Source organism: Bacillus sp. FDAARGOS_235, from assembly GCF_002073415.2.
Lineage (GTDB): Bacteria > Bacillota > Bacilli > Bacillales > Bacillaceae_G > Bacillus_A > Bacillus_A toyonensis.
This window is the reverse complement of record NZ_CP020437.2, coordinates 2,477,998-2,499,039: the sequence shown is the minus strand read 5'-3', so window position 1 is coordinate 2,499,039 and position 21,042 is coordinate 2,477,998. Positions and strand designations below refer to the sequence as shown.

At 36.3% G+C, this 21,042-nt stretch carries 18 protein-coding genes, 2 pseudogenes, 1 riboswitch and 1 other annotated feature; of the genes and pseudogenes, 16 read left to right on the top strand and 4 right to left on the bottom strand.

What is annotated here, in order from left to right:
* The first annotated feature begins 6 nt into the window (after positions 1-6).
* Positions 7-108: riboswitch (TPP riboswitch) on the top strand.
* Between the two features lie 101 nt (positions 109-209).
* Genes A6J74_RS14750 through A6J74_RS14735 form a run of 4 tightly spaced genes read left to right on the top strand, consistent with a single transcriptional unit; the run spans position 210 to position 3,016 of the window.
* Positions 210-530: an MTH1187 family thiamine-binding protein gene (locus tag A6J74_RS14750; protein WP_000082906.1), complete on the top strand. Its 321-nt coding sequence runs from the start codon at positions 210-212 to the stop codon at positions 528-530.
* Positions 502-1,275 (top strand): ABC transporter permease, encoded by a 774-nt coding sequence (locus tag A6J74_RS14745; protein ID WP_001057166.1) that lies wholly within the window; start codon positions 502-504, stop codon positions 1,273-1,275. Before A6J74_RS14750 ends, A6J74_RS14745 begins: the two co-directional genes overlap by 29 nt.
* Positions 1,272-2,270, top strand: coding sequence for an ABC transporter substrate-binding protein (locus A6J74_RS14740; RefSeq protein ID WP_000715546.1), 999 nt, complete (start codon positions 1,272-1,274; stop codon positions 2,268-2,270). Before A6J74_RS14745 ends, A6J74_RS14740 begins: the two co-directional genes overlap by 4 nt.
* Positions 2,267-3,016, top strand: coding sequence for an ABC transporter ATP-binding protein (locus A6J74_RS14735; RefSeq protein WP_000016055.1), 750 nt, complete (start codon positions 2,267-2,269; stop codon positions 3,014-3,016). The genes A6J74_RS14740 and A6J74_RS14735 overlap by 4 nt, the downstream gene beginning before the upstream one ends.
* A 563-nt stretch (positions 3,017-3,579) precedes the next feature.
* Here the strand turns inward: A6J74_RS14735 and A6J74_RS14730 are convergent.
* Complete coding sequence (locus A6J74_RS14730; protein WP_001256713.1) at positions 3,580-5,604, bottom strand: glycosyl hydrolase family 18 protein; 2,025 nt, start codon at positions 5,602-5,604, stop codon at positions 3,580-3,582.
* Positions 5,605-5,975: 371 nt separating this feature from the next.
* Between A6J74_RS14730 and A6J74_RS14725 the strand changes: the two are divergent.
* The 8 genes and pseudogenes from A6J74_RS14725 (at position 5,976) to A6J74_RS14690 (ending at position 9,798) form a co-directional block, all read left to right on the top strand.
* Positions 5,976-6,309, top strand: a pseudogene (locus A6J74_RS14725) (DnaJ family domain-containing protein).
* Between the two features lie 15 nt (positions 6,310-6,324).
* Complete coding sequence (locus A6J74_RS14720; protein ID WP_001091216.1) at positions 6,325-6,639, top strand: thioredoxin family protein; 315 nt, start codon at positions 6,325-6,327, stop codon at positions 6,637-6,639.
* A 12-nt stretch (positions 6,640-6,651) separates the two neighbouring features.
* Positions 6,652-6,900, top strand: coding sequence for a hypothetical protein (locus A6J74_RS14715; protein ID WP_000394360.1), 249 nt, complete (start codon positions 6,652-6,654; stop codon positions 6,898-6,900).
* A gap of 126 nt (positions 6,901-7,026) precedes the next feature.
* Positions 7,027-7,170 carry a hypothetical protein gene (locus A6J74_RS14710; protein ID WP_000532280.1) on the top strand — a complete coding sequence of 48 codons (144 nt, stop codon included), beginning with the start codon at positions 7,027-7,029 and terminating at the stop codon, positions 7,168-7,170.
* 80 nt (positions 7,171-7,250) lie between these two features.
* Positions 7,251-7,832 carry a TetR/AcrR family transcriptional regulator gene (locus A6J74_RS14705; RefSeq protein WP_001231936.1) on the top strand — a complete coding sequence of 194 codons (582 nt, stop codon included), beginning with the start codon at positions 7,251-7,253 and terminating at the stop codon, positions 7,830-7,832.
* Positions 7,833-7,899: 67 nt separating this feature from the next.
* Positions 7,900-9,132 carry an MFS transporter gene (locus A6J74_RS14700; protein WP_000645354.1) on the top strand — a complete coding sequence of 411 codons (1,233 nt, stop codon included), beginning with the start codon at positions 7,900-7,902 and terminating at the stop codon, positions 9,130-9,132.
* 56 nt (positions 9,133-9,188) lie between these two features.
* Positions 9,189-9,440, top strand: a complete 252-nt coding sequence (locus tag A6J74_RS14695) for a helix-turn-helix transcriptional regulator (protein ID WP_073990719.1) — start codon at positions 9,189-9,191, stop codon at positions 9,438-9,440.
* Positions 9,441-9,488: 48 nt separating this feature from the next.
* A pseudogene (locus A6J74_RS14690) lies at positions 9,489-9,798 on the top strand (hypothetical protein).
* Between the two features lie 43 nt (positions 9,799-9,841).
* Here the strand turns inward: A6J74_RS14690 and A6J74_RS14685 are convergent.
* Entirely contained in the window at positions 9,842-11,125 is a 1,284-nt protein-coding gene (locus A6J74_RS14685) for an MFS transporter (RefSeq protein WP_000738837.1), read from the bottom strand.
* 107 nt (positions 11,126-11,232) lie between these two features.
* On the bottom strand, positions 11,233-12,546 hold the full coding sequence (locus A6J74_RS14680; protein ID WP_000356455.1) for an alkaline phosphatase family protein: 1,314 nt from the start codon (positions 12,544-12,546) through the stop codon (positions 11,233-11,235).
* A gap of 153 nt (positions 12,547-12,699) precedes the next feature.
* Between A6J74_RS14680 and A6J74_RS14675 the strand changes: the two genes are divergently transcribed.
* Both A6J74_RS14675 and proS read left to right on the top strand, forming a co-directional pair.
* The gene (locus tag A6J74_RS14675; RefSeq protein ID WP_000383863.1) at positions 12,700-12,993 is read left to right on the top strand and encodes a YesK-like family protein; all 294 of its coding nucleotides are present in this window, start codon (positions 12,700-12,702) and stop codon (positions 12,991-12,993) included.
* A 93-nt stretch (positions 12,994-13,086) separates the two neighbouring features.
* Positions 13,087-13,292: a binding site (T-box leader), on the top strand.
* 47 nt (positions 13,293-13,339) lie between these two features.
* Positions 13,340-14,770, top strand: coding sequence for a proline--tRNA ligase (gene proS, locus A6J74_RS14670; protein WP_001040988.1), 1,431 nt, complete (start codon positions 13,340-13,342; stop codon positions 14,768-14,770).
* A 115-nt stretch (positions 14,771-14,885) separates the two neighbouring features.
* On the opposite strand, the gene A6J74_RS14665 is transcribed toward proS, so the two are convergent.
* Positions 14,886-15,977, bottom strand: a complete 1,092-nt coding sequence (locus tag A6J74_RS14665) for an LPXTG cell wall anchor domain-containing protein (protein ID WP_080609536.1) — start codon at positions 15,975-15,977, stop codon at positions 14,886-14,888.
* A gap of 232 nt (positions 15,978-16,209) precedes the next feature.
* On the opposite strand from A6J74_RS14665, the gene A6J74_RS14660 reads away from it, so the two are divergent.
* Positions 16,210-20,064 carry an SH3 domain-containing protein gene (locus A6J74_RS14660; protein WP_080609534.1) on the top strand — a complete coding sequence of 1,285 codons (3,855 nt, stop codon included), beginning with the start codon at positions 16,210-16,212 and terminating at the stop codon, positions 20,062-20,064.
* A 62-nt stretch (positions 20,065-20,126) separates the two neighbouring features.
* Entirely contained in the window at positions 20,127-21,005 is an 879-nt protein-coding gene (locus tag A6J74_RS14655; protein ID WP_000759854.1) for an ROK family protein, read from the top strand.
* The last annotated feature ends 37 nt before the right edge of the window (positions 21,006-21,042 follow it).

The window sequence follows — 21,042 nt, the reverse complement described above, 5'->3', positions numbered from 1 at the left end:
AGAACGAATTAAGAACCGGGGAGCCAATTGGCTGAGAGGATGTAAGTATACATCGACCCTCAACCTGATCTGGATAATGCCAGCGTAGGGAGTTACTTTAAAGTGATGTAGCATAAGTTATTATAGAATAACTTGTATACAAGGCTTTCCTACATGGTAGGAAAGCCTTTTCTTTTTTTGGAAACATATTTTATAAGGGGGATTTTATTATGTCACAACAAGTTACAATGTCATTTTCAGTAGTACCGCAAGCAAAAACAAAAGATGTATATTCTGTTGTTGATAAAGCAATTGAAGTTGTACAACAATCGGGAGTTCGTTATGAAGTAGGAGCAATGGAAACAACGTTGGAAGGAGAATTAGATGTACTTCTTGATGTCGTGAAACGTGCGCAGCAAGCTTGCGTCGATGCTGGAGCTGAAGAAGTGATTACTTCTATTAAAATCCATTATCGTCCAAGCACTGGTGTAACGATAGATGAAAAGGTTTGGAAGTACCGTGATGAATATGCAAAACCAGAAGCAATCTAAACTTATTACAACAATTTGGCTTATCCTTCTCATTGCGATATGGGAAGGATCTGTTTCATTATTTAAAATCGAACCGTGGATTTTACCAAAGCCTTCTGCCATTGTTCAAGAATTAATTGGAATGAAGGATTTACTATTACCAAATACGATGCAAACACTGCAGGAAGTTATAATCGGACTATTTTTTGCGATTTTACTTGGGACGAGTATTGCAATTATTATGGACGTGATACCTTTATTTCGTATTTTAATAAATCCGTTGCTCGTTATTTCGCAAACGATTCCAATCGTTGTACTTGCACCGTTATTTATTATTTGGTTTGGATATGGGATGTTGCCGAAAGTAATGGTCGTCATACTCGTTTGTTTCTTCCCAATTGCGCTTAGTATTTTAGAAGGTTTTCAAACTGTAGATAAAAATATGTTGAAATTGTTGCAAACAATGAAAGCAACGAAATGGCAAGTTTACCAGAAAGTAAAGTTTCCGGCAGTGCTCCCATACTTTTTCTCGGGTTTAAAAATTGCAGTTACATATAGCGTGATGGGGGCAATTATCGGAGAATGGCTCGGTGCAAGTGAAGGGTTAGGGGTTATGCTTACGAGAGCTACAAAATCCTTTTTAACTGCTCGAGTATTTGGTGTTGCAGCAATTATCGTCATGGTGACATTATGTCTGTATTTTATCGTGGAGTTTATGGCAAGAATAACAGCACCATGGATATATAGAAAGGACGGCAGAAAATGAAAAAAGGTTTAAAAATTATGTTAGCTGTTTTATTAGCAGTAAGTGTGGCTGGGTGTAATCCGGCGAAGAAAGAAGAAAGTGCAAGTAAAGATAAAAAAGTAAAAGTTGTTTTAGATTGGTTTCCAAATACGAATCATACTGGCTTATATGTAGCGAAAACGAAAGACTATTACAAAAAACAAGGGCTTGATGTAGAAATTATCCAGCCTGGTGATAATGTCACAGCAGAGCAGATGATTGCTTCTGGGAAAGCAGATTTTGCGATAAGCGCACAGGAAAATGTAACATTAGCTCGTGTTGAAGGAATCCCAGTTGTTTCTGTTGGTGCAATTATTCAGCATAATACCTCTGCTTTTGCATCACTAAAAAAAGATAATATGACGTCACCGAAAGACTTTGAAGGTAAACGTTATGGTGGCTGGGGAGGACCAGCAGAAGAAGCAACGTTAAAAACAATTATGGAGAAACATCAAGCTGATTTTAATAAAGTCGAAAAAATTATCTTAGGACAAACAGACTTCTTCAAATCAATCGGTCGTGATGCGGACTTTGAATGGATTTATTATGGATGGGATGGCATTGAAGCGAAGCGTCAAGGAAAAGAGTTAAATACGATTATGGTGAAAGACTTAGATCCAGCGCTTGATTTCTATAGTCCTGTTATTATTACGAGTGAAAAACATACGAAGCAAGATAAAGACTTCGTGAAAAAGTTTATGACTGCAACGACAGAAGGTTATAATTTTGCAATTAAAGAGCCGAAAGAAGCTGCTGATATTTTAATTAAAGCTGTTCCAGATGTGAATAAGGAATTAGTACAAGAAAGTCAAAAGTGGTTAAGTACGAAGTATCAAGATGATGCAAAAGCGTGGGGAGTACAGAAGGAAGAAGTTTGGACGAATTACATGAATTTCTTATACGACAACAAAGTTATTAAAAAGAAAATTGATGTAAAAGATGCTTTTACAAATGAATTCCTTCCAAGTGAAAAATGAGCGGATTACAAATAAAAGATATTGTGAAATCTTTCGATGGAAAGAATGTATTAGCAAATATTAGTGCCTCTATACAGGAGGGAGAGTTTGTCTCTTTTGTCGGTCCAAGTGGTTGTGGGAAAAGCACATTGTTAAATATGATTGCGAGTGTTGAAGAGCCAACGAGTGGAGAGGTATTTTATAATGAGGAACATGTGAGAAAACAAGATGTTGTAAGCTATATGCCACAACAAGATTTATTATTACCGTGGCGATCGGCTTTACAAAATATTGTTCTTCCATTAGAAATTGAGGGGAAATCTAAAAAACAAAGGTTAACAGAAGGAATGGAAGCATTAAAGCAGTTTGAGTTAGATGAATATGCGGATCATTATCCTGATGCATTATCTGGTGGTATGCGCCAAAGAATTAGCTTTCTTCGTACATACTTATGTGAGAAGCCGATTATGCTACTTGATGAGCCTTTTGGAAAATTAGATGCATTTACAAAAATGGAAGTACACAGTTGGCTTTTAAATTCTTGGCATCAAGAAAAGCAAACAATTGTTATGGTTACACACGACTTAGATGAAGCAATTTTACTTTCTGATCGCGTATTTATTTTATCTCAAAGACCAGCATCAATAGTTGGTGAAGTGCAAGTGAAATTACCTCGTCCTCGAACGATGGATATGTTAACATCATTGGAGTTAAAGAAGGATAAGGAAGAAATTTTAAGTGTATTAGCTCCTTATATGAAAAAATAGAAAAAGTCTTTTAACAGTTTTAATCGTTTCACATGAGCTTCTTTCTATGAAACGTGGATAACGAAAGTATGGAATATCGAAGAATGGAACGTTTAAAAATAATCACAAAGAAAAGGCCGTAGCTTATATAAGCTACGGCCTTTTCTTTGTGATTAACATGATTTTCGAGAACTCTTACATGAGAATTGTATGAAGAAGCACTCTTATGGTGCGCTTATAAGCGTGCTTTTTCTGCGATTATGTTTATATTTATAATAATATTAGACGCCTTTCCCTAATAGGCAACTATCTTTTTGTATATATAGATAGCTTGAAATGGAATGAAAATTATTCCTATATATAAAGAATAAGGTGATTAGTATGGGAAGACAATAGAAATTAAAGGAAATTCATGTAAAATTCAGATGAACTTCACGCAAACTTCATATTGAAAACTAAATATAATTATAATAGGTTATTGTAATTTTGATTTGTGATTTTTCGCAAAATTAAAAGTTTGAATTTAGGAAAGATTATTCAAACCTAAATTCAAACTTTAGTGAAACAATTAAAGAATGTTACGTCTAGTTTTCGCTAATAACGGCATTTAAAAGTTCGGCAGGGTTACCTGTTCCTGCACCTCCTATTGTAATGAATCCACCAGGAGGAATTTCACCGTTCCATCCGGCATTTGTAATTACATAATGATTGTTTGTTTTACTACTAATTTTAGAATCCCAAACTTGTGTTAAATTGCCGTTATAATCAAATTCTAACTTCCAGTTTTTAATAGGGCTTGTGCCGTTATTTTTAATTACAATTGAGAAGTTATAGCCACTTCCCCAATTTGAAGTAACTGAAAATGTAGCCTTACCATTACCATCAGGAGGTGTTGTGTTAGCATCATCAGTTTTTACAAGAATAGAATTAGGTTGTGATTTATTCCCGGTAGCGTCCTTTGCTAGTATTGAAAAAGTGTATTCCGTATTAGGTTTCAAATTTTTAATTGTAATGCTATTTGATGTTGTACTCCATTTTTCTTCCCCAGCAGTAACTTCATACCCAGTAACTCCTACATTATCAGTAGATGCAGTCCAGCTTAATTGGACTGAGCTTGAGGTTTTATTAGTAACCACAATGTTTTTTACGTTCGTTGGTGATTCAGTATCTTTTTGACTGATAGGTCCACCAAGTAATTCGGTTACTAACGTATCAAGCAATTTTGGACCACTACAGCTATATTTTGGACTTGTGCGACAGTCACCACTAAGTTCCCAAAACATTGCCCCACTTAAACCTTTCGTTTTTATATAATCTGTTTTATATTTCATAGATTCATTGTCATCGTAGCTAATAAATGTGCCTGTAGTAGCATTGTATAAATAAGGTACTTTAGCTGTATCATTCCAATAGCGTACAAAACCATTTTTGTTTACGTAATTCGCTGCTAAATCACCGTAATCATAAACACCCGTATCACCAGTAGAATAATCATCCCAAGTACCTTTAGATGCTAGTTTGCCATCACTACCTGGTTTACATGGTTGATATTGCCCATTATTATCTTTTCCACAACTTTTCCAACCACGTCCGTAAAATGGTACGCCTAATACGAGTTTATCAGCTGGTACACCTTCATTTTTATAAACGTCAATAGCTCCATCTACGTAAAATTTCGTATCAGCTGCTGGATCATTCGGATCTTTATATAATGCGGCATTATGGTTAGAAGTTGCTTCCCAACCGCCGTGGAAATCATATGTCATAATATTAATCCAATCGAGTATTTGAGAGATTTTCTTTAACTCTGTATGATCGGCATAACGTTGACTTGCCCCTGAAGCAATTGTTAATAAATATTGTTTTCCATCTTCAGTACCGGCTTTATTTAAAGCATTTCGGACATCTTGAAGAAGGAGCGTGAAATTTTGTTTATCTTCAGGACGGTAACTACCACCAGGAATCGTTTCAACACCTGGATATTCCCAGTCTAAATCGACGCCGTCAAATCCGTATGCACGTAGGAAATCGACTGTTGATTCTGCGAATACTTTTCTAGTTTTTTCATCAGCTGCCATATCAGAAAATCGATTAGACCAAGTCCAGCCTCCGACGGAAATAATGGTTTTTAAATGAGGGTATTTAGCTTTTAGTCGTTTTAATTCTCCGAAGTTGCCACAACGGGCATATTTATCACAATCTTCCCAAGTTGTACCTGATCCTGGATAAGATTTTGTGACATCAGCCCAGGGCTCACCTAATACGAGAGTACCATTAGGAACTTCTTTATTTTGCAACGGTACACCAGATTCTTTACAGTTCCATGTTTGTTTATTTGGATTATCGGGATGTGTAGAAGGATTTCCATGTTTTCCATTCCAGCAAATATCAGCAAACGCATAGTTTAAATGAGTGAGCTTTGATGCATCGATGTCTGCAACTTGATAATTACGTCCGTAGATGCCCCACGAAGGAAAGTACCCAATAATTTTTTGGTTTTGCGTTGGTGAATTTGCTGATGCGAGATTTGGAGTAATAAAATTTGCGAGAAAAAGAGGTAAGAAGAGTAGTAGAGATAGCAATAGTAATGTGAATTTTTTTGACCTCATAGTCATTTCCCCTTTCAAGGTAAAAGATATATTTAAAGGCATTTGCCGATAAATCAAAGTGAATCTAGACGTATGAAACGTCTAGATAAAAATGATCAGACATCACGAAGTCTATACAAGGGAGCTGAGGTGATTAAATCGTAACAAATGTAAGATTTAGTGTAAACGCTTTATTGTATGAAGAAAGACTTTCTCAATACAAAAAGGCTTTAATACAAACTGCATATGAAAATGAAAGACCGGTGAGGAAGAAAATAGCTTATTATAAATAAATTTGAGAAAAAATTGTATGAAGTCAACTTGTAATGGTGTGGTAAGATGGTGAAATTTCATATAAAATAATAGTAAAAATATGTAAGTGAGAGGATAGTGTGGATGTGTTTTTGAACATTGCTGAAGAAAAGGTTCGACAAGCAATCTGGAATGGTGATCTGGATTATATTTCGAGAAAAGGAAAACCACTACAATTAGAAGATCTTTTAATGGTACCTCTAGAGTTAAGGATGAGCTATAAAATTTAAAAAATGCGGGAATGATTCCAGCAAAAATGGAATTACAAAAGATATATTAAAAATAGAAGATTTAATTGCTTGCTGTTATGATGAAGTAGAGAGGAAAAAATTACAAGAAGGGTTAACAGCAAAAACGTTGTGTTTTCAGCAGGTAATGGAAAAGAGAAAGATAGTTCAGCATTTCTTAAATTAAGTTAAGAGGGATAAGATGAATACATTTGAAACGATAGAAGAATTAGCAACATATATTGAAGAACAGCAATTAGTACTTCTATTTATTAAAACAGAAAATTGTGGTGTTTGTGATGTCATGTTAAGGAAAGTAAATTACGTATTAGAGAATTATGATTACGTAGAGAAAATAGAGATATTACTACAAGACATGCAAGAAGTTGCGGGGCGATATGCAGTATTTACAGGGCCGACAATTTTGTTATTTCATAATGGAAAAGAGATCCTTCGTGAATCGCGCTTTATTTCACTTGAAAATTTAGAGAGAACCATTCAATTATTCGAGAATTAGGGAGGTTTTTATATGGAATTTATTATTGTCATACTATTATTTGTTGTCATTGGAATAATTGTAATAGCTGTTCGATCAAACAAAAAGAAAGTAAACCTTACGAAACAAAATAACATACATAATTCGTCTAATAACTCATCACCGCTTTTTTTCTTTGCTGGATCTGATAATAATGACAGCTCACATGATAGCAGTTCACATGACTGTGGAGGGTCTTTTGGAGGAGATAGTGGAGGTAGTTGCGGTGGTGGCGGTGATTGATAAGAATACGCCTTATATAGGCGTATTTCTTTTTTAAACAAACGTTTGATTAGTTGGCTTACATACGCACACTAACAGTTAAATAAACGTTTGTTTAATATTTTTAACATGATAAGGAGAATGGAAATGGGAAGGGAACCGAAAGTGAAAAATAAAGGGAAAGTAGCATTGTTTTTATTAGTTGCTGGAGGTGTATTTCTTGTTAAACTTGGATTTAAATTTGGAACGATACATATGATCCGAACTTGGTTTGAAAGTACGTTTTCGTAAATAAGGAATATAGCCTCTTGCGAAAGAGGTTTTTCATTTGTTATCATTAGACTGAACGGTCGGTTTAAAGAGGTGTGAGTATGAGAAAAAGCGCAGAAGAGATAAAGAAGGAAATTGCATACAAAGCAGAAAATCTGTTTTCACAAAAAGGCTATGCAGCCACATCTATGGAAGATATTTGTGAAATTACAGAGCGAAGTAAAGGGAGTATTTATTACCATTTTAAAAGTAAAGAAGAATTATTTTTATTTGTAGTAAAACAGCATACGTATGATTGGCTTGAAAAATGGAATGAAAAAGAGAAGTTGTATAGTACTAGTATTGAAAAATTATATGGTCTCGCAGAATATTATGTAGAGGATATACAACAACCTATTTCGAGTGCAATAGAGGAATTTTCTATGAGCCAAGTTGTGAGCAAAGAGGTTCTAGATGAATTATTAGCTTTAACTAGAGAATCATATGTTATGTTTGAGAGATTAATCGAAACAGGTATACAGTCTGGAGAGTTTCGTGAAGAAAATGCGCGCGATTTGATGTATATTGTACATGGCTTATTATCAGGGCTTGGAGTGCTTTACTATGAGCTAGATTATAACGAGTTAAAGCGAGTTTATAAAAAGGCAATAGATGTATTGTTAAAAGGGATGGCAGCTGAATAATAAGTCAGCGGCTTTTCTTTTAAAACGAATTAGACCGAATGGTCGGTTTATAAAAGGAGGAGCGGAAATGAAAGCTTTATTTAAAAATCGAGCATTTATGCTCGTTATGGCATCCGATATTTTACAACAATTTGCGATTTGGATCAGAAATATGGCCCTATTGTATTTCATAATGGAGCGGACGAATAATGATCCAGTTTCAGTGTCACTATTATCGGTCATGGAATATGCACCTATTTTTATTTTTTCTTTCATTGGTGGCGCGTTAGCAGATCGCTGGAACCCGAAAAGAACAATGGTTGCTGGGGATGTGTTAAGTGTACTGTCTATTATAGGGATTGTTTTATTGTTAAAGATTGATTACTGGCAGGCAATATTTTTTGCGACACTCGTTTCCGCAATTGTAGGTCAGTTTTCTCAGCCTTCATCTTCACGCATATTTAAGCGCTATGTAAAGGAAGAACAGGTAGCAAATGCGATTGCATTTAACCAAACATTACAGTCATTGTTTATGATTTTCGGACCAGTTGTAGGATCGCTTGTGTATACACAACTTGGTTTATTTACGTCACTATATAGTTTAATCATTTTATTTTTATTATCTGCTATCGCCCTTTCATTTTTACCGAAATGGATTGAACAAGAGCAAGCAGTGAAGGAATCATTAAAAAATGATATAAAAGAAGGATGGAAATACGTTCTTCATACGAAAAATTTACGTATGATTACGATCACTTTCACAATTATGGGCTTAGCTGTTGGATTAACGAATCCATTAGAGGTGTTTCTTGTAATAGAACGTCTTGGAATGGAAAAGGAAGCAGTTCAATATTTAGCAGCGGCGGATGGAATAGGTATGCTAATCGGTGGTATTGTTGCTGCGGTTTTCGCTTCAAAAGTAAATCCGAAAAAGATGTTTGTATTTGGTATGAGTATATTAGCAATCTCATTTTTAGTCGAAGGGTTGTCCACATCATTTTGGATTACTAGTTTGATGCGATTTGGAACAGGTATTTGTTTAGCTTGTGTTAATATCGTTGTCGGTACGCTTATGATTCAACTTGTACCAGAAAATATGATTGGAAGAGTGAATGGAACCATTTTACCAATGTTTATGGGGGCAATGTTAATTGGAACATCACTAGCTGGAGGATTGAAGGAAATGACTTCATTAGTTATTGTATTTTGTATAGCGATGTCACTTATTTTATTAGCGATAGGGCCGGTTTTACGTATGCAACTAGATAAAGAAGATGTTGCTAATAAAGAGGAACTAACGAATTCATTCGCTTCGAAATAGCTATTGTAAGGGAGCAGAACTGCTCCCTTTTCCTATGGGAATCTTTTGACAATGAAATGTACCAACTATATACTGATGTTGTAAAAATAATTTTACAGGTTAGGAGAAACGATGTGAAAAATCAAATCTATGAATTGCGCACTGAAAATAATATTTCACAAGGTGCATTAGCTGATAAGTGTAGCGTATCAAGACAGACGATAAATGCAATTGAGAATAATAAATATGATCCAAGCTTAGCGTTAGCTTTTCGTTTAGCGGAAGTATTGGGAACAACTGTTGATAAACTATTTTTGTATAAGCTGTAGGGGAAAGAGAAAATAAGTCTTTTAGTTACGACATTAGTAGTTATAAGTATGCTAGCATTTGCACTTTACTATTGGTTAATTGAACTTCAAGTAAACTGGTATGCACTATTTATTTGTAGCATCGCATAATGTTGAAGGGCAAATGAGGAGAAGAAAGATTTAGAAAAACATGTATGAAAAACAAGTGCAAATGTTACATATTATGTACGCATTGTATTTATTTTTTGGTTTTTTTTTCGCATCGGTAGGTTTTAATAAATGGATAGATTTTCATGATATACCGCTTTTACTTACGTTATGTGCCGCTAGAGTTGTAAAGCCAGCTGTAGAGTTTTTACTTGTAAAGCGTTATCGTTAAAAATAAAGAAAGATCCTCTTCTTGTGTGAAGGGGATCTTCTTTTTATAGCGTTTTAGTTTTCGGATTAGGTGGTGTAACGGGTGTATCATTTTCAGGAACTCTAGTTAATAAGAATCCACCTATAATAAACAATACGATAATACTAAGGACACCAGCGTTTGTTTTTCCCGTTAATTGCGTTGTAACACCGACTAATACTGGACCCATGATCGCGGCAAACTTGCCAAATATATTATAAAATCCGAAGAATTCATTTGCCGATTCTTTAGGTACTAGTTTTGCAAAATAGGAACGACTAAGTGCTTGAATACCACCTTGAGAAGTGGCAACTAACATTGCTAAAATCCAGAAATCGAGTGTCGTTTTTAAGAAATAGGCATATGTGCAAATGATGATATAAATAATAATACCAACATATAGCATTTTTTTCCCTGTAAATGTTTCTGATAATTTTCCGTATAATAAAGCGAATGGACAAGCTACAATTTGTGTGACAAATAAGATGATTAATAGATTCGTTGCACTAATACCGAGATCTGTTCCGTAAGCGGTAGACATAGTAATAATTGTATCGACCCCGTCAATGTAGAAGAAATAGGCGATTAGGAACATAAAGACTGTTTTATATTCTTTAATATTTTTAAAAGTATCAGCAAGGCGTTTGAAGCTCATTGCAATTGGTCTTGGATGGCGTTCAATATAATGTGTTTGCTCTACGTTTTTTAGCATTGGAATTGTAAATAATCCCCACCAAAGAGCTGTTATTGCGAATGAAATTTGACTGGCAATGCCGACTGATAAAGGGATAGTGCCTTTTTGAGCAAGAATAATAAGAGCGATACAACCGATAAAAGGAATTGTGCTCCCAATATAGCCTAATGCAAAGCCTCGTGTAGAAATTCGATCCATTCTATCTTTAGAGGTAACATCTACTAAAAATGCATCATAAAAAATGTTTGCTCCAGCAAAACCGACTAGTGCTAGCATATAGCAACCTAGTAATAAGTACCACTGGGATGTTGGGACGACTGCTAGCATACTTGTAAATACGATGCCGAGTCCAAAGAAGAATGTGAAAAATCGTTTTTTAAACCCTTTATAATCAGCAACTGTGCCGAGAATAGGAGCAAGTATAGAAATTAAAAGTGTAGCGAATGAGTTTGCATATCCCCAATATGCTGTTGAAGTTGCACCAGATAGTCCAGCTTCTTTTGCAGCTGCTTTAAAGTAAATTGGGAATAGTGCAGTTGTAATGACGAGCGAATATACCGAATTCGCCCAATCATATAATATCCAGCTTTTTTCTTGTCTGGACATTTTTTTCATATAATGTTCCCCCTTAAATTGTTCTACTAACAGTGTACAAAAATAAAAATTATAAAAAGAGAAACAGTGATGATTTTTACATAACTTTTACATATATACACAGTTCTTTACAATTGTAGTAAATCCTCTATAATGGATCCGTCTGTTTCGCCTAAGTGCAAACCGAGTAATCTTGCGATAGTCGGACCTTCATCAATAAGTCTCATATACGGGATTGTAACGCCGCTTTGAATACCTTTTCCAGCAGCGATAAAAATTGTTTCATAGTTAGGCTTTGTTGGGGAGTAACCATGAGTTCCAAATGTATATTTTTTACTAGAAGTAACATCTTTTTTAGTAATTTCTTTTATAAAATCGCCGGTATAATTTTCAGTGAAATAATACCCCTCTTGTGCTTCCAACATAAATAAACAATTACCATCTGCACCGGATTCTTTCGCCGCTTCATCATGAAGTATAAATTCAATGCCATTTTGTTTATTTTGAAGCAGTTCTTCAAGAAGTAGTTGTACTTCCCGAATGGTATCCGTATCGTTTTTGTCTTTCACATATACATAGGCAGAACCGTCGCAACTTTGACAGTAGGCCTTCCAGTCTACTAATTTACCTTCTTTATTTAGAGATATAAGCTCTTTTTGATGGAATAGCACATTTAATTGAATTGATTTGTTTTCACTTAAAGCGCTATGATCACCAAGGGCAATAATTGTACTTTCTTCGTATATTCCACTTTCTTTTAATGCATGAATAATTTTTCCTAGACGTTCGTCGTGCCTATGGATAGCTGCTATTGTTTCGTTAGATTCAAAGCCATGATAGTGTCTTTGTGTGTCTAAATCAGTGAAATGCACAAACATGACATTAGGCCTTTTTGTAAGGATTGTATGTACAGCAGAAGCAAGAACGAAATCATCGAGTTCAGGTTGTGATAATCCATTTCGTATATGACCGAACCGTCGATTTAAATCTAATTGGTATAGCGGGCTACCGCTAAATAATGAAACTAAAATTTGATTTTGCCACGGTCTATTTGGAAAGATTTCCGGTAAATTGTAATCAATGTTTGCTCTTCCAGTAACAGGCCAAAGAAGGGCTGCTGTCGTTAAATTTGCTTTGCGTGCTTCATCATATAATGTTGTTCCTTTTATCGATTTTCGGTACCAATGCCAATCTGGTGATTCACGTCCTGGTTGAAGTAAAGTATTGGTAACAACACCATGTTTATTAGGGTAGTTTCCAGTAACGATTGTTGAGTGGCTTGGATATGTTACAGAAGGATAAATTGGTTCTACTTTTTCTACAACCGCGCCCTTTTTTATTAGAGATTGGAAGTTAGGTAATTTTTGTAGTATAGGAAAATCTAAAGCTGATAAACAGTCGAATGATAAAATAATGACACGATTAGTTAATGCTTTATCCATAAAGTAATCCTCCTAATTATATAAAACCTATTCTTATATATTACTATTAATACCTAGTAATAAAAATATGTTTCTGAATAAAATTTATTATTTATTTTCAGAAAAATTAAACATATAATAAGTATAAGGGATTGAATGAAAGGAGGGAATACTATGGACTGGCTAGATGGATTTGGTATTTTTTACATCATTGGTGGAATCACGATTCTCCTAGTATTTGCTATTTCATATTTACTAAAGAAACGTTTTCCAGACAAACAGTTTGATATTATATTTTCACTTAGTTTAGTACTTCTTTGTTTAGCTTTCTTTCCTGTAACAATGATAGCTATTGGTGGGTGGGAAGGAATGGGATATGGATTTATTTGTTTCTTCGTTCTACTTGGTACACTTATCGGTATGGTTGCACATCAACTTGTGAAAATCGTTCGAAAGAGCTACGTATAAAACTACAAAAAATGAAAAGAATATATAAAAATAAGAAAATTAGCTATTGTTTTAAAAAAGAATTTGTATTATGATAATCAACAAATTTATTTCGTTATAACGCTGAAAAAGGACTAGTACATGTCCAACCTTTTTTGCAGAGAGAGAATCCGTTTGGCTGAAAGATTCTTAAAGGGCGATATGGAACCTACCTTTGAGTTCTGCATATGCAGCGGGAAATTCCCGTTATCAAAAAGAGAGCATATACAATTTTTGTGTATGAATCAGGGTGGTAACGCCGGCAAAGCTCGGTCCCTATTTAGGGGCGCGGGCTTTTTTGTATTTTCTAAAAGGAGGAAGACTGACTATGGCAAAAGAACAAGTGCAAGCCATTACGAAGATGGAAGAGGACTTTGCGCAGTGGTATACCGATATTGTAAAAAAAGCTGAACTTGTTGACTATTCAAGTGTAAAAGGGTGTATGATTCTGCGTCCGTACGGTTATGCCTTATGGGAGAATATGCAGAAAGTGATGGATGAAAAGTTAAAGGAAACTGGTCATGAGAATGTGTATATGCCAATGTTTATCCCAGAGAGTTTATTGCAAAAAGAGAAGGATCATGTTGAAGGATTTGCTCCTGAAGTAGCATGGGTTACGCATGGCGGGGATGAAAAGTTAGCGGAAAGACTTTGTGTACGTCCTACATCGGAAACTTTATTCTGTGAGCATTTCTCAAAGATTGTTCAATCATATAATGATTTACCAAAGTTATATAATCAGTGGTGTTCAGTAGTTCGTTGGGAAAAGACAACGAGACCATTCCTTCGTACAACTGAATTTTTATGGCAAGAAGGCCATACGATTCATGAAACGGCAGAAGAATCGCAAGCTGAAACGTTAAATATTTTAAATCTGTATGCCTCTTTCTGCGAGGAATACTTAGCGATACCAGTCATTAAAGGACAAAAAACAGAAAAAGAAAAGTTTGCAGGAGCGAAGGCAACTTATACGATTGAAAGTTTAATGCATGATGGAAAAGCACTTCAAACAGGAACATCTCATAACTTTGGAACGAATTTCTCTGAAGCATTTGATATTAAGTTTTTAGATCGTAACGGTAAGTGGCAATATGTACACCAAACTTCGTGGGGTGTATCAACGAGAATGATAGGTGGACTTATTATGGTCCATAGTGATAATAACGGACTTGTAATGCCGCCAAAAGTCGCTCCAGTACAAGTTGTTATTGTACCTATTGCTCAGCATAAAGAAGGTGTGTTAGAAAAAGCAACAGAGTTACAAGGACGTATTCAGAAGGTTGCGCGTGTAAAAATAGATGCTAGCACTAAAACACCGGGCTGGAAATTTAATGAGTATGAAATGAAGGGAATTCCAATTCGATTAGAAGTGGGTCCAAAGGATATTGAAAAGAATCAAGTTGTACTTGTAAGAAGAGATACGAAAGAAAAAGAATGTATATCAATGGATCAATTAGAAGAACGCATTCTATCATTACTGGAGGAAATTCATCATTCTTTATTTAATAAAGCAAAAGTATTTCGCGATGAGAATACGTATAGTGTGACGAATTTCGAAGAGATGAAAAAAGCAGCTGATGAAAAGCAAGGGTTTATTAAGGCGATGTGGTGTGGAGAACTAGCTTGTGAAGAGAAATTAAAAGAAGAAGTTGGAGTATCTTCACGTTGTATGCCTTTTGAGCAAGAACATTTAGCTGACGAATGTATTTGCTGTAGTAAAGAAGCAAAGCACATGGTCTATTGGGGAAAAGCATATTAATACGCTTTCTGATAGATGCCAAAAGGACTTTGGGTTGCATAATAAACTGCAATCCAAAGCCCTTTTTAGTTTTATATTGGTTTCATGTATTTTTTAGATGGAAGGATGTTGGTCTTTATTTTGCATTTTTACGGCGAATAAACAATAACATACCAATTAGGAATGTTGAAAGTCCTATTAAAATAGATGCAGGATAATGTGCTGCAGTATTAGGTAACTTATCACCTTGTTTTGTCGCATTATCTTTTACGTTACCACCTTGTGAACTGCTATCGCCCTTAACTCGATTGCCACCAGAACCGTTGCCACCAGAATCGTTGCTACCAGAGCCGCTGCCACCAGAACCGTTGCCACCAGAACCACTGCCACCAGAACCACTGCCATCAGAGCCACTGCCACCAGAACCGTTGCCACCAGAACCGTTGCCACCAGAATCGTTGCTACCAGAGCCGCTGCCACCAGAACCGCTACCGCCAGAACCGTTGCCACCAGAACCATTACCATCAGAGCCGCTGCCACCAGAACCGTTGCCACCAGAACCACTGCCACCAGAACCGTTGCCACCGGAACCACTGCCACCAGAACCGTTGCCACCAGAACCACTGCCACCAGAACCGTTGCCACCAGAACCGTTGCCACCAGAACCACTGCCACCAGAACCGTTGCCACCGGAACCACTGCCATCAGAACCGTTGCCACCGGAACCATTGCCATCAGAACCGTTGTCACCAGAACCGCTACCGCCAGAACCGTTGCCATCAGAGCCGCTGCCACCAGAACCGTTACCACCAGAACCACTGCCACCAGAACCACTGCCATCAGAGCCGCTGTCACCAGAGCCGCTACCACCAGAACCGTTGCTACCAGAGCCGCTGCCACCAGAACCACTGCCATCAGAGCCGCTGCCACCAGAACCGTTACCACCAGAACCGCTGCCATCAGAGCCGCTGCCACCAGAACCGCTGCCACCAGAACCGTTACCACCAGAACCACTGCCACCAGAACCGCTGTCATCAGAACCGCTACCACCAGAACCGTTGCTTCCTGGAGGTTTATTATTATCTTTTGAGTTTCCTTCTGCTAAATGATCGCTGTTTTGTACAATAGCGTTTGTTGGAGAGAAGTTTTCCGTGGCTGCATTACCGATATTCAAGCCGCTAAAAAAAGATAAAGAAAGTGTTGATGCTAAAATGAAGATTTTCGTCATTGTTTTCCTCCTGAAAAATTAATATTCCATCTAAAATACATCCCTTTGTAATATTTCATAGGAGATATAGTTTTATGCAAAAAACTATATAGATAAGATGTTCACAAATTTTATGGCTATATTTAGATATTCAAAATAAATATTTCGGAATGATATGTTAAGATTAATAGTAAGAAGAATAAAAAAGGGAGGGCTGAAGAATATAGGATTTCTTATATTCTTATAAAAAATTATGAAACAAACAACAAAACAAATAATAACAGGTACATTTCTAGCGACAGCAACATCTTTTATTTCGACGCATGCCTTTGCAGAAAGTGATAATTTAGCGACAGTAAATGCAACAAATTTAAATATACGTGAACAACCTACAACTCAAGGGAAAGTTATAGGAACAGTAAAAAAGGGAACAAATGTACAAGTTTTAAGTAAGGAAAAAGAATGGGCTAAAATTTCTCATGATGGAAAAGAGGGGTATGTCACATTACAATTTTTAGGATTTTCGAATGGAAATCCAAACGTTGAACAAAAACAACAATTAACGATTAATAATGGACAAAAAGAAGAGGGAATTGTTACGGCAACTCGTTTGAATGTACGTAATAGTCCAACTCTAGGTAGTTCAATGATTGGCTATGTTCAAAAAAATGAAAAAGTAACGGTATTAGGAAAAGCGAACGGCTGGGCAAAGATTGAATATAAAGGAAAAGAGGGATATGTATCTTTAGAGTTTTTAAAATTTGGAGATGCAATTCAAACACCTGACACTTCTGGCCAAAAGCAACTGCAACCAATAATCAAAAATGGAGCACAAGAAGTAGGAACAATCAATGCAACAAGCTTACGAGTAAGAAGCGCAGCGAATACAAGTAGCTCGGTTTTAGGGAACCTAAAAAATGGTGAAAAAGTAACAGTACTAGGAAAAGCGAATGGTTGGGCAAAAATAAGCTATCAAGAAAAAGAAGGGTATGTATCGTTAGAGTTTGTGAAAATTGATGGCAACACAGAAGAGATAAAAAAGCCGGAACAACCGAAAACATCAGATGCAACGATTAAAAATGGAACGCAAGAAGTAGGAACAATTAATGCGACAAGTCTCCGAGTAAGAAGTGCGGCAAATACAAGTAGCTCAGTTCTAGGAAACTTGAAAAATGGTGAAAAAGTAACAGTACTAGGGAAAGCAAATGGCTGGGCGAAAATCAATTACCAAGGAAAAGAAGGGTATGTGTCGTTAGAGTTTGTGAAGTTAGAAGCAGGAAAACAAGAAGAAAAGCCAGCGGAAGACATTACGAATGGAACGCAAGAAGTAGGAACGATCAATGCGACAAGTCTCCGAGTGAGAAGTGCGGCGAATACAAGTAGCTCGGTTCTAGGAAACTTAAAAAATGGTGAAAAAGTAACAGTACTAGGAAAAGCAAACGGCTGGGCGAAAATCAATTACCAAGGAAAAGAAGGGTATGTGTCGTTAGAGTTTGTGAAGTTAGAAGCAGGAAAACAAGAAGAAAAGCCAGCGGAAGACATTACGAATGGAACGCAAGAAGTAGGAACGATCAATGCGACAAGTCTCCGAGTAAGAAGCGCGGCGAATACAAGTAGCTCGGTTCTAGGAAACTTAAAAAATGGTGAAAAAGTAACAGTACTAGGAAAAGCAAATGGCTGGGCGAAAATCAATTACCAAGGAAAAGAAGGGTATGTGTCGTTAGAGTTTGTGAAGTTAGAAGCAGGAAAACAAGAAGAAAAGCCAGCGGAAAACATTACGAATGGAACGCAAGAAGTAGGAACGATTAATGCGACAAGTCTCCGAGTAAGAAGTGCGGCAAATACAAGTAGCTCAGTTCTAGGAAACTTGAAAAATGGTGAAAAAGTAACAGTACTAGGGAAAGCAAATGGCTGGGCGAAAATCAATTACCAAGGAAAAGAAGGGTATGTGTCGTTAGAGTTTGTGAAGTTAGAAGCAGGAAAACAAGAAGAAAAGCCAGCGGAAAACATTACGAATGGAACGCAAGAAGTAGGAACGATTAATGCGACAAGTCTCCGAGTAAGAAGTGCGGCAAATACAAGTAGCTCAGTTCTAGGAAACTTAAAAAATGGTGAAAAAGTAACAGTACTAGGAAAAGCAAACGGCTGGGCGAAAATCAATTACCAAGGAAAAGAAGGGTATGTGTCGTTAGAGTTTGTGAAGTTAGAAGTAGGAAAACAAGAAGAAAAGCCAGCGGAAGACATTACGAATGGAACGCAAGAAGTAGGAACGATCAATGCGACAAGTCTCCGAGTAAGAAGTGCGGCGAATACAAGTAGCTCGGTTCTAGGAAACTTAAAAAATGGTGAAAAAGTAACAGTACTAGGAAAAGCAAACGGCTGGGCGAAAATCAATTACCAAGGAAAAGAAGGGTATGTGTCGTTAGAGTTTGTGAAGTTAGAAGCAGGAAAACAAGAAGAAAAGCCAGCGGAAGACATTACGAATGGAACGCAAGAAGTAGGAACGATCAATGCGACAAGTCTCCGAGTAAGAAGTGCGGCGAATACAAGTAGCTCGGTTCTAGGAAACTTAAAAAATGGTGAAAAAGTAACAGTACTAGGAAAAGTAAATGGCTGGGCGAAAATCAATTACCAAGGAAAAGAAGGGTATGTGTCGTTAGAGTTTATAACGATTGGTAAAGATTCCATAGATCCAACAAACCCAACAAACCCTGGACAGGTAACAGAAGAACGAGCAGTTGTAAATGCGTCTTTATTAAATGTACGTAAAGGTCCATCAACAGGTGCGGCAGCTGTCGGTCATTTGAAAAATGGAGAGACTGTTACGATCATAGGAAAAGAAAATGGCTGGGCAAAAATCCGTTTTAATGGCGGAGAGGGGTATGTTTCGTTACAGTTCTTAAAAGTTAAACAAGGTTCGTCTTCTTATGAAATTGTTACCTCATCACAAAAGGTTCAAAAACCAAATGAAGCGGAAGCAACACAAATTATGCAGAATATGAAAGAAGATGCTTACATTAAAAGTGACGGTAAAGTTGTAAATATGAAGCAAGGTTTCGTTCGTGCAAATGGTGTTATTAATATTTATGATATTACGACGGGTAAAAAGCTCACATATGTAAAGGGTGGAGCTGACCTGAAATTTGTAAAAGCTGTTGATGATCGTATTCATGTCCAAATTGATGGTATGACAGGTTATGTGAATATAAATGATGTTACATTACATCCGACAATGACTGGTGAGAAAACGTCGTATTATGCAACTAAAAATGGCAAGTTATATCATTATGTATACAATCCGGAAAATGGTAAACATGCAACGTATCAAATTGGTAATGCTCCGAAACATTTAAAAGAAGGAGAGCGTTACGAGGCTTTTGATAAGAAGCAAATTGGAGGACAAGATAGTTATCAATACTTTGAGTATATGCCACTTCGTGCAACATCTACTTATACAGGAGATGAAATTGATAATTTCTTACGTAAATCGAATGCAAAGAGTCCACTTATTGGATTAGGAAAATATTTTGTAAGTGCAGCAGAGAAATATAAGATGAATGCCGGTTACTTAGTGTCACATGCAATTTTAGAATCAGGATGGGGAACAAGTCGTATCGCGCAAGATAAGAAAAATTTATTTGGCTTTAGAGCGGTAGATTCAGATCCATATAATGGTGCAACTGGATTCAAAACATGGGAAGAAGGTATTGATTTTTGTGCGGCATATATAGATAAGCATTACTTAAATCCAAGTGGAAATACATATAATGGTGGAAACTTAGGAGATAAGGCACAAGGAATGAACGTCATGTATGCAAGTGATGAAAATTGGGGACAGCAAATTGCCTCGCTTATGTATAGAATTGATGCAATGAATGGAAGTAAAGATTTAAATAAATATCGACTTGGAACGTTAACGGCAGGTTCTCCGATATTCAAAAGTATGGCTGAAGGTCAGACTGGAATGACATCTCGCAACATTATGGTAGCCATTAAGAAAACAGTTAATACACCACAAGGATCGTATTATGAAATTGTTTCGGATAATAAAGAATACAACAGTGTCTACGTAAAAGCTGGATCTGTAAATCTTGTGAACTCTTATTAAAGGAAAACATCATCATTTCAATGCAGAAAAGTGAAGTTCATAATGTTAGAGGAAGTGACAGTGTGAAAAAATATATCGCATTTGATATTGGTGGTACACAGATTAAATATGGGATTATTTCAAAATCTGGGATATTACTAAATCACGAAACTACATTAACAGAGGCCCATTTAGGTGGGGAACAAATCGTTCAAAAAATTATTAGCTTGGCGGAGCAATTAATGAATGAACATGTTGTTTCTGGAATCGGTATTAGTACAGCCGGAATTGTAGATATTCATAGAGGAATCATAACTGGCGGCGTGGATCATATTCCACGCTATGCTGGTATTCCTATTATTGATAGATTACAAGCTGTATTAAAAGTTCCTATATCCATTGAAAATGATGTCAATTGTGCTTTGTTTGGAGAGATGTGGCAAGGTGTTGGAAGAAATGAAAATAATTGCATTATGCTTACCCTTGGAACGGGAATAGGGGGAGCTATTGTTATTAATAAAAAACTGTACAGAGGTCATTCATTTAGTGCTGGTGAATGGGGCAATATGTTGATCGAAGGGAAACAATTTGAAGAGGTTGCCTCGATTTCAGGGTTAATTTCTCTTGTGCGGAAGTATAAAGGTAGCGGGAATTGGAACGGTGAAAAAATTTTTGAATTATATGATCAGAAGGATAAAGAAGTTATACATGCCGTTCAAATATTCTTTAAACATTTAGCCATTGGAATTAGTAATCTTGCTTATATCTTCAATCCAAAAGTAATTATTATTGGTGGAGGGATTACTAATAGAGGTAATCGATTTTTAGAAGAAGTAAAGGAAGAGGTACGAAAATATTTAAATCCTGAGATTTATAGTAATTGCGAGATTAAAATCGCACAAAATCGTAATCACGCAGGAGTGATTGGTTCGATTTACCACTTCTTACATCAATATAAATAAATGATATAGGTGTTTTCATATAATTGAGAATTTATTC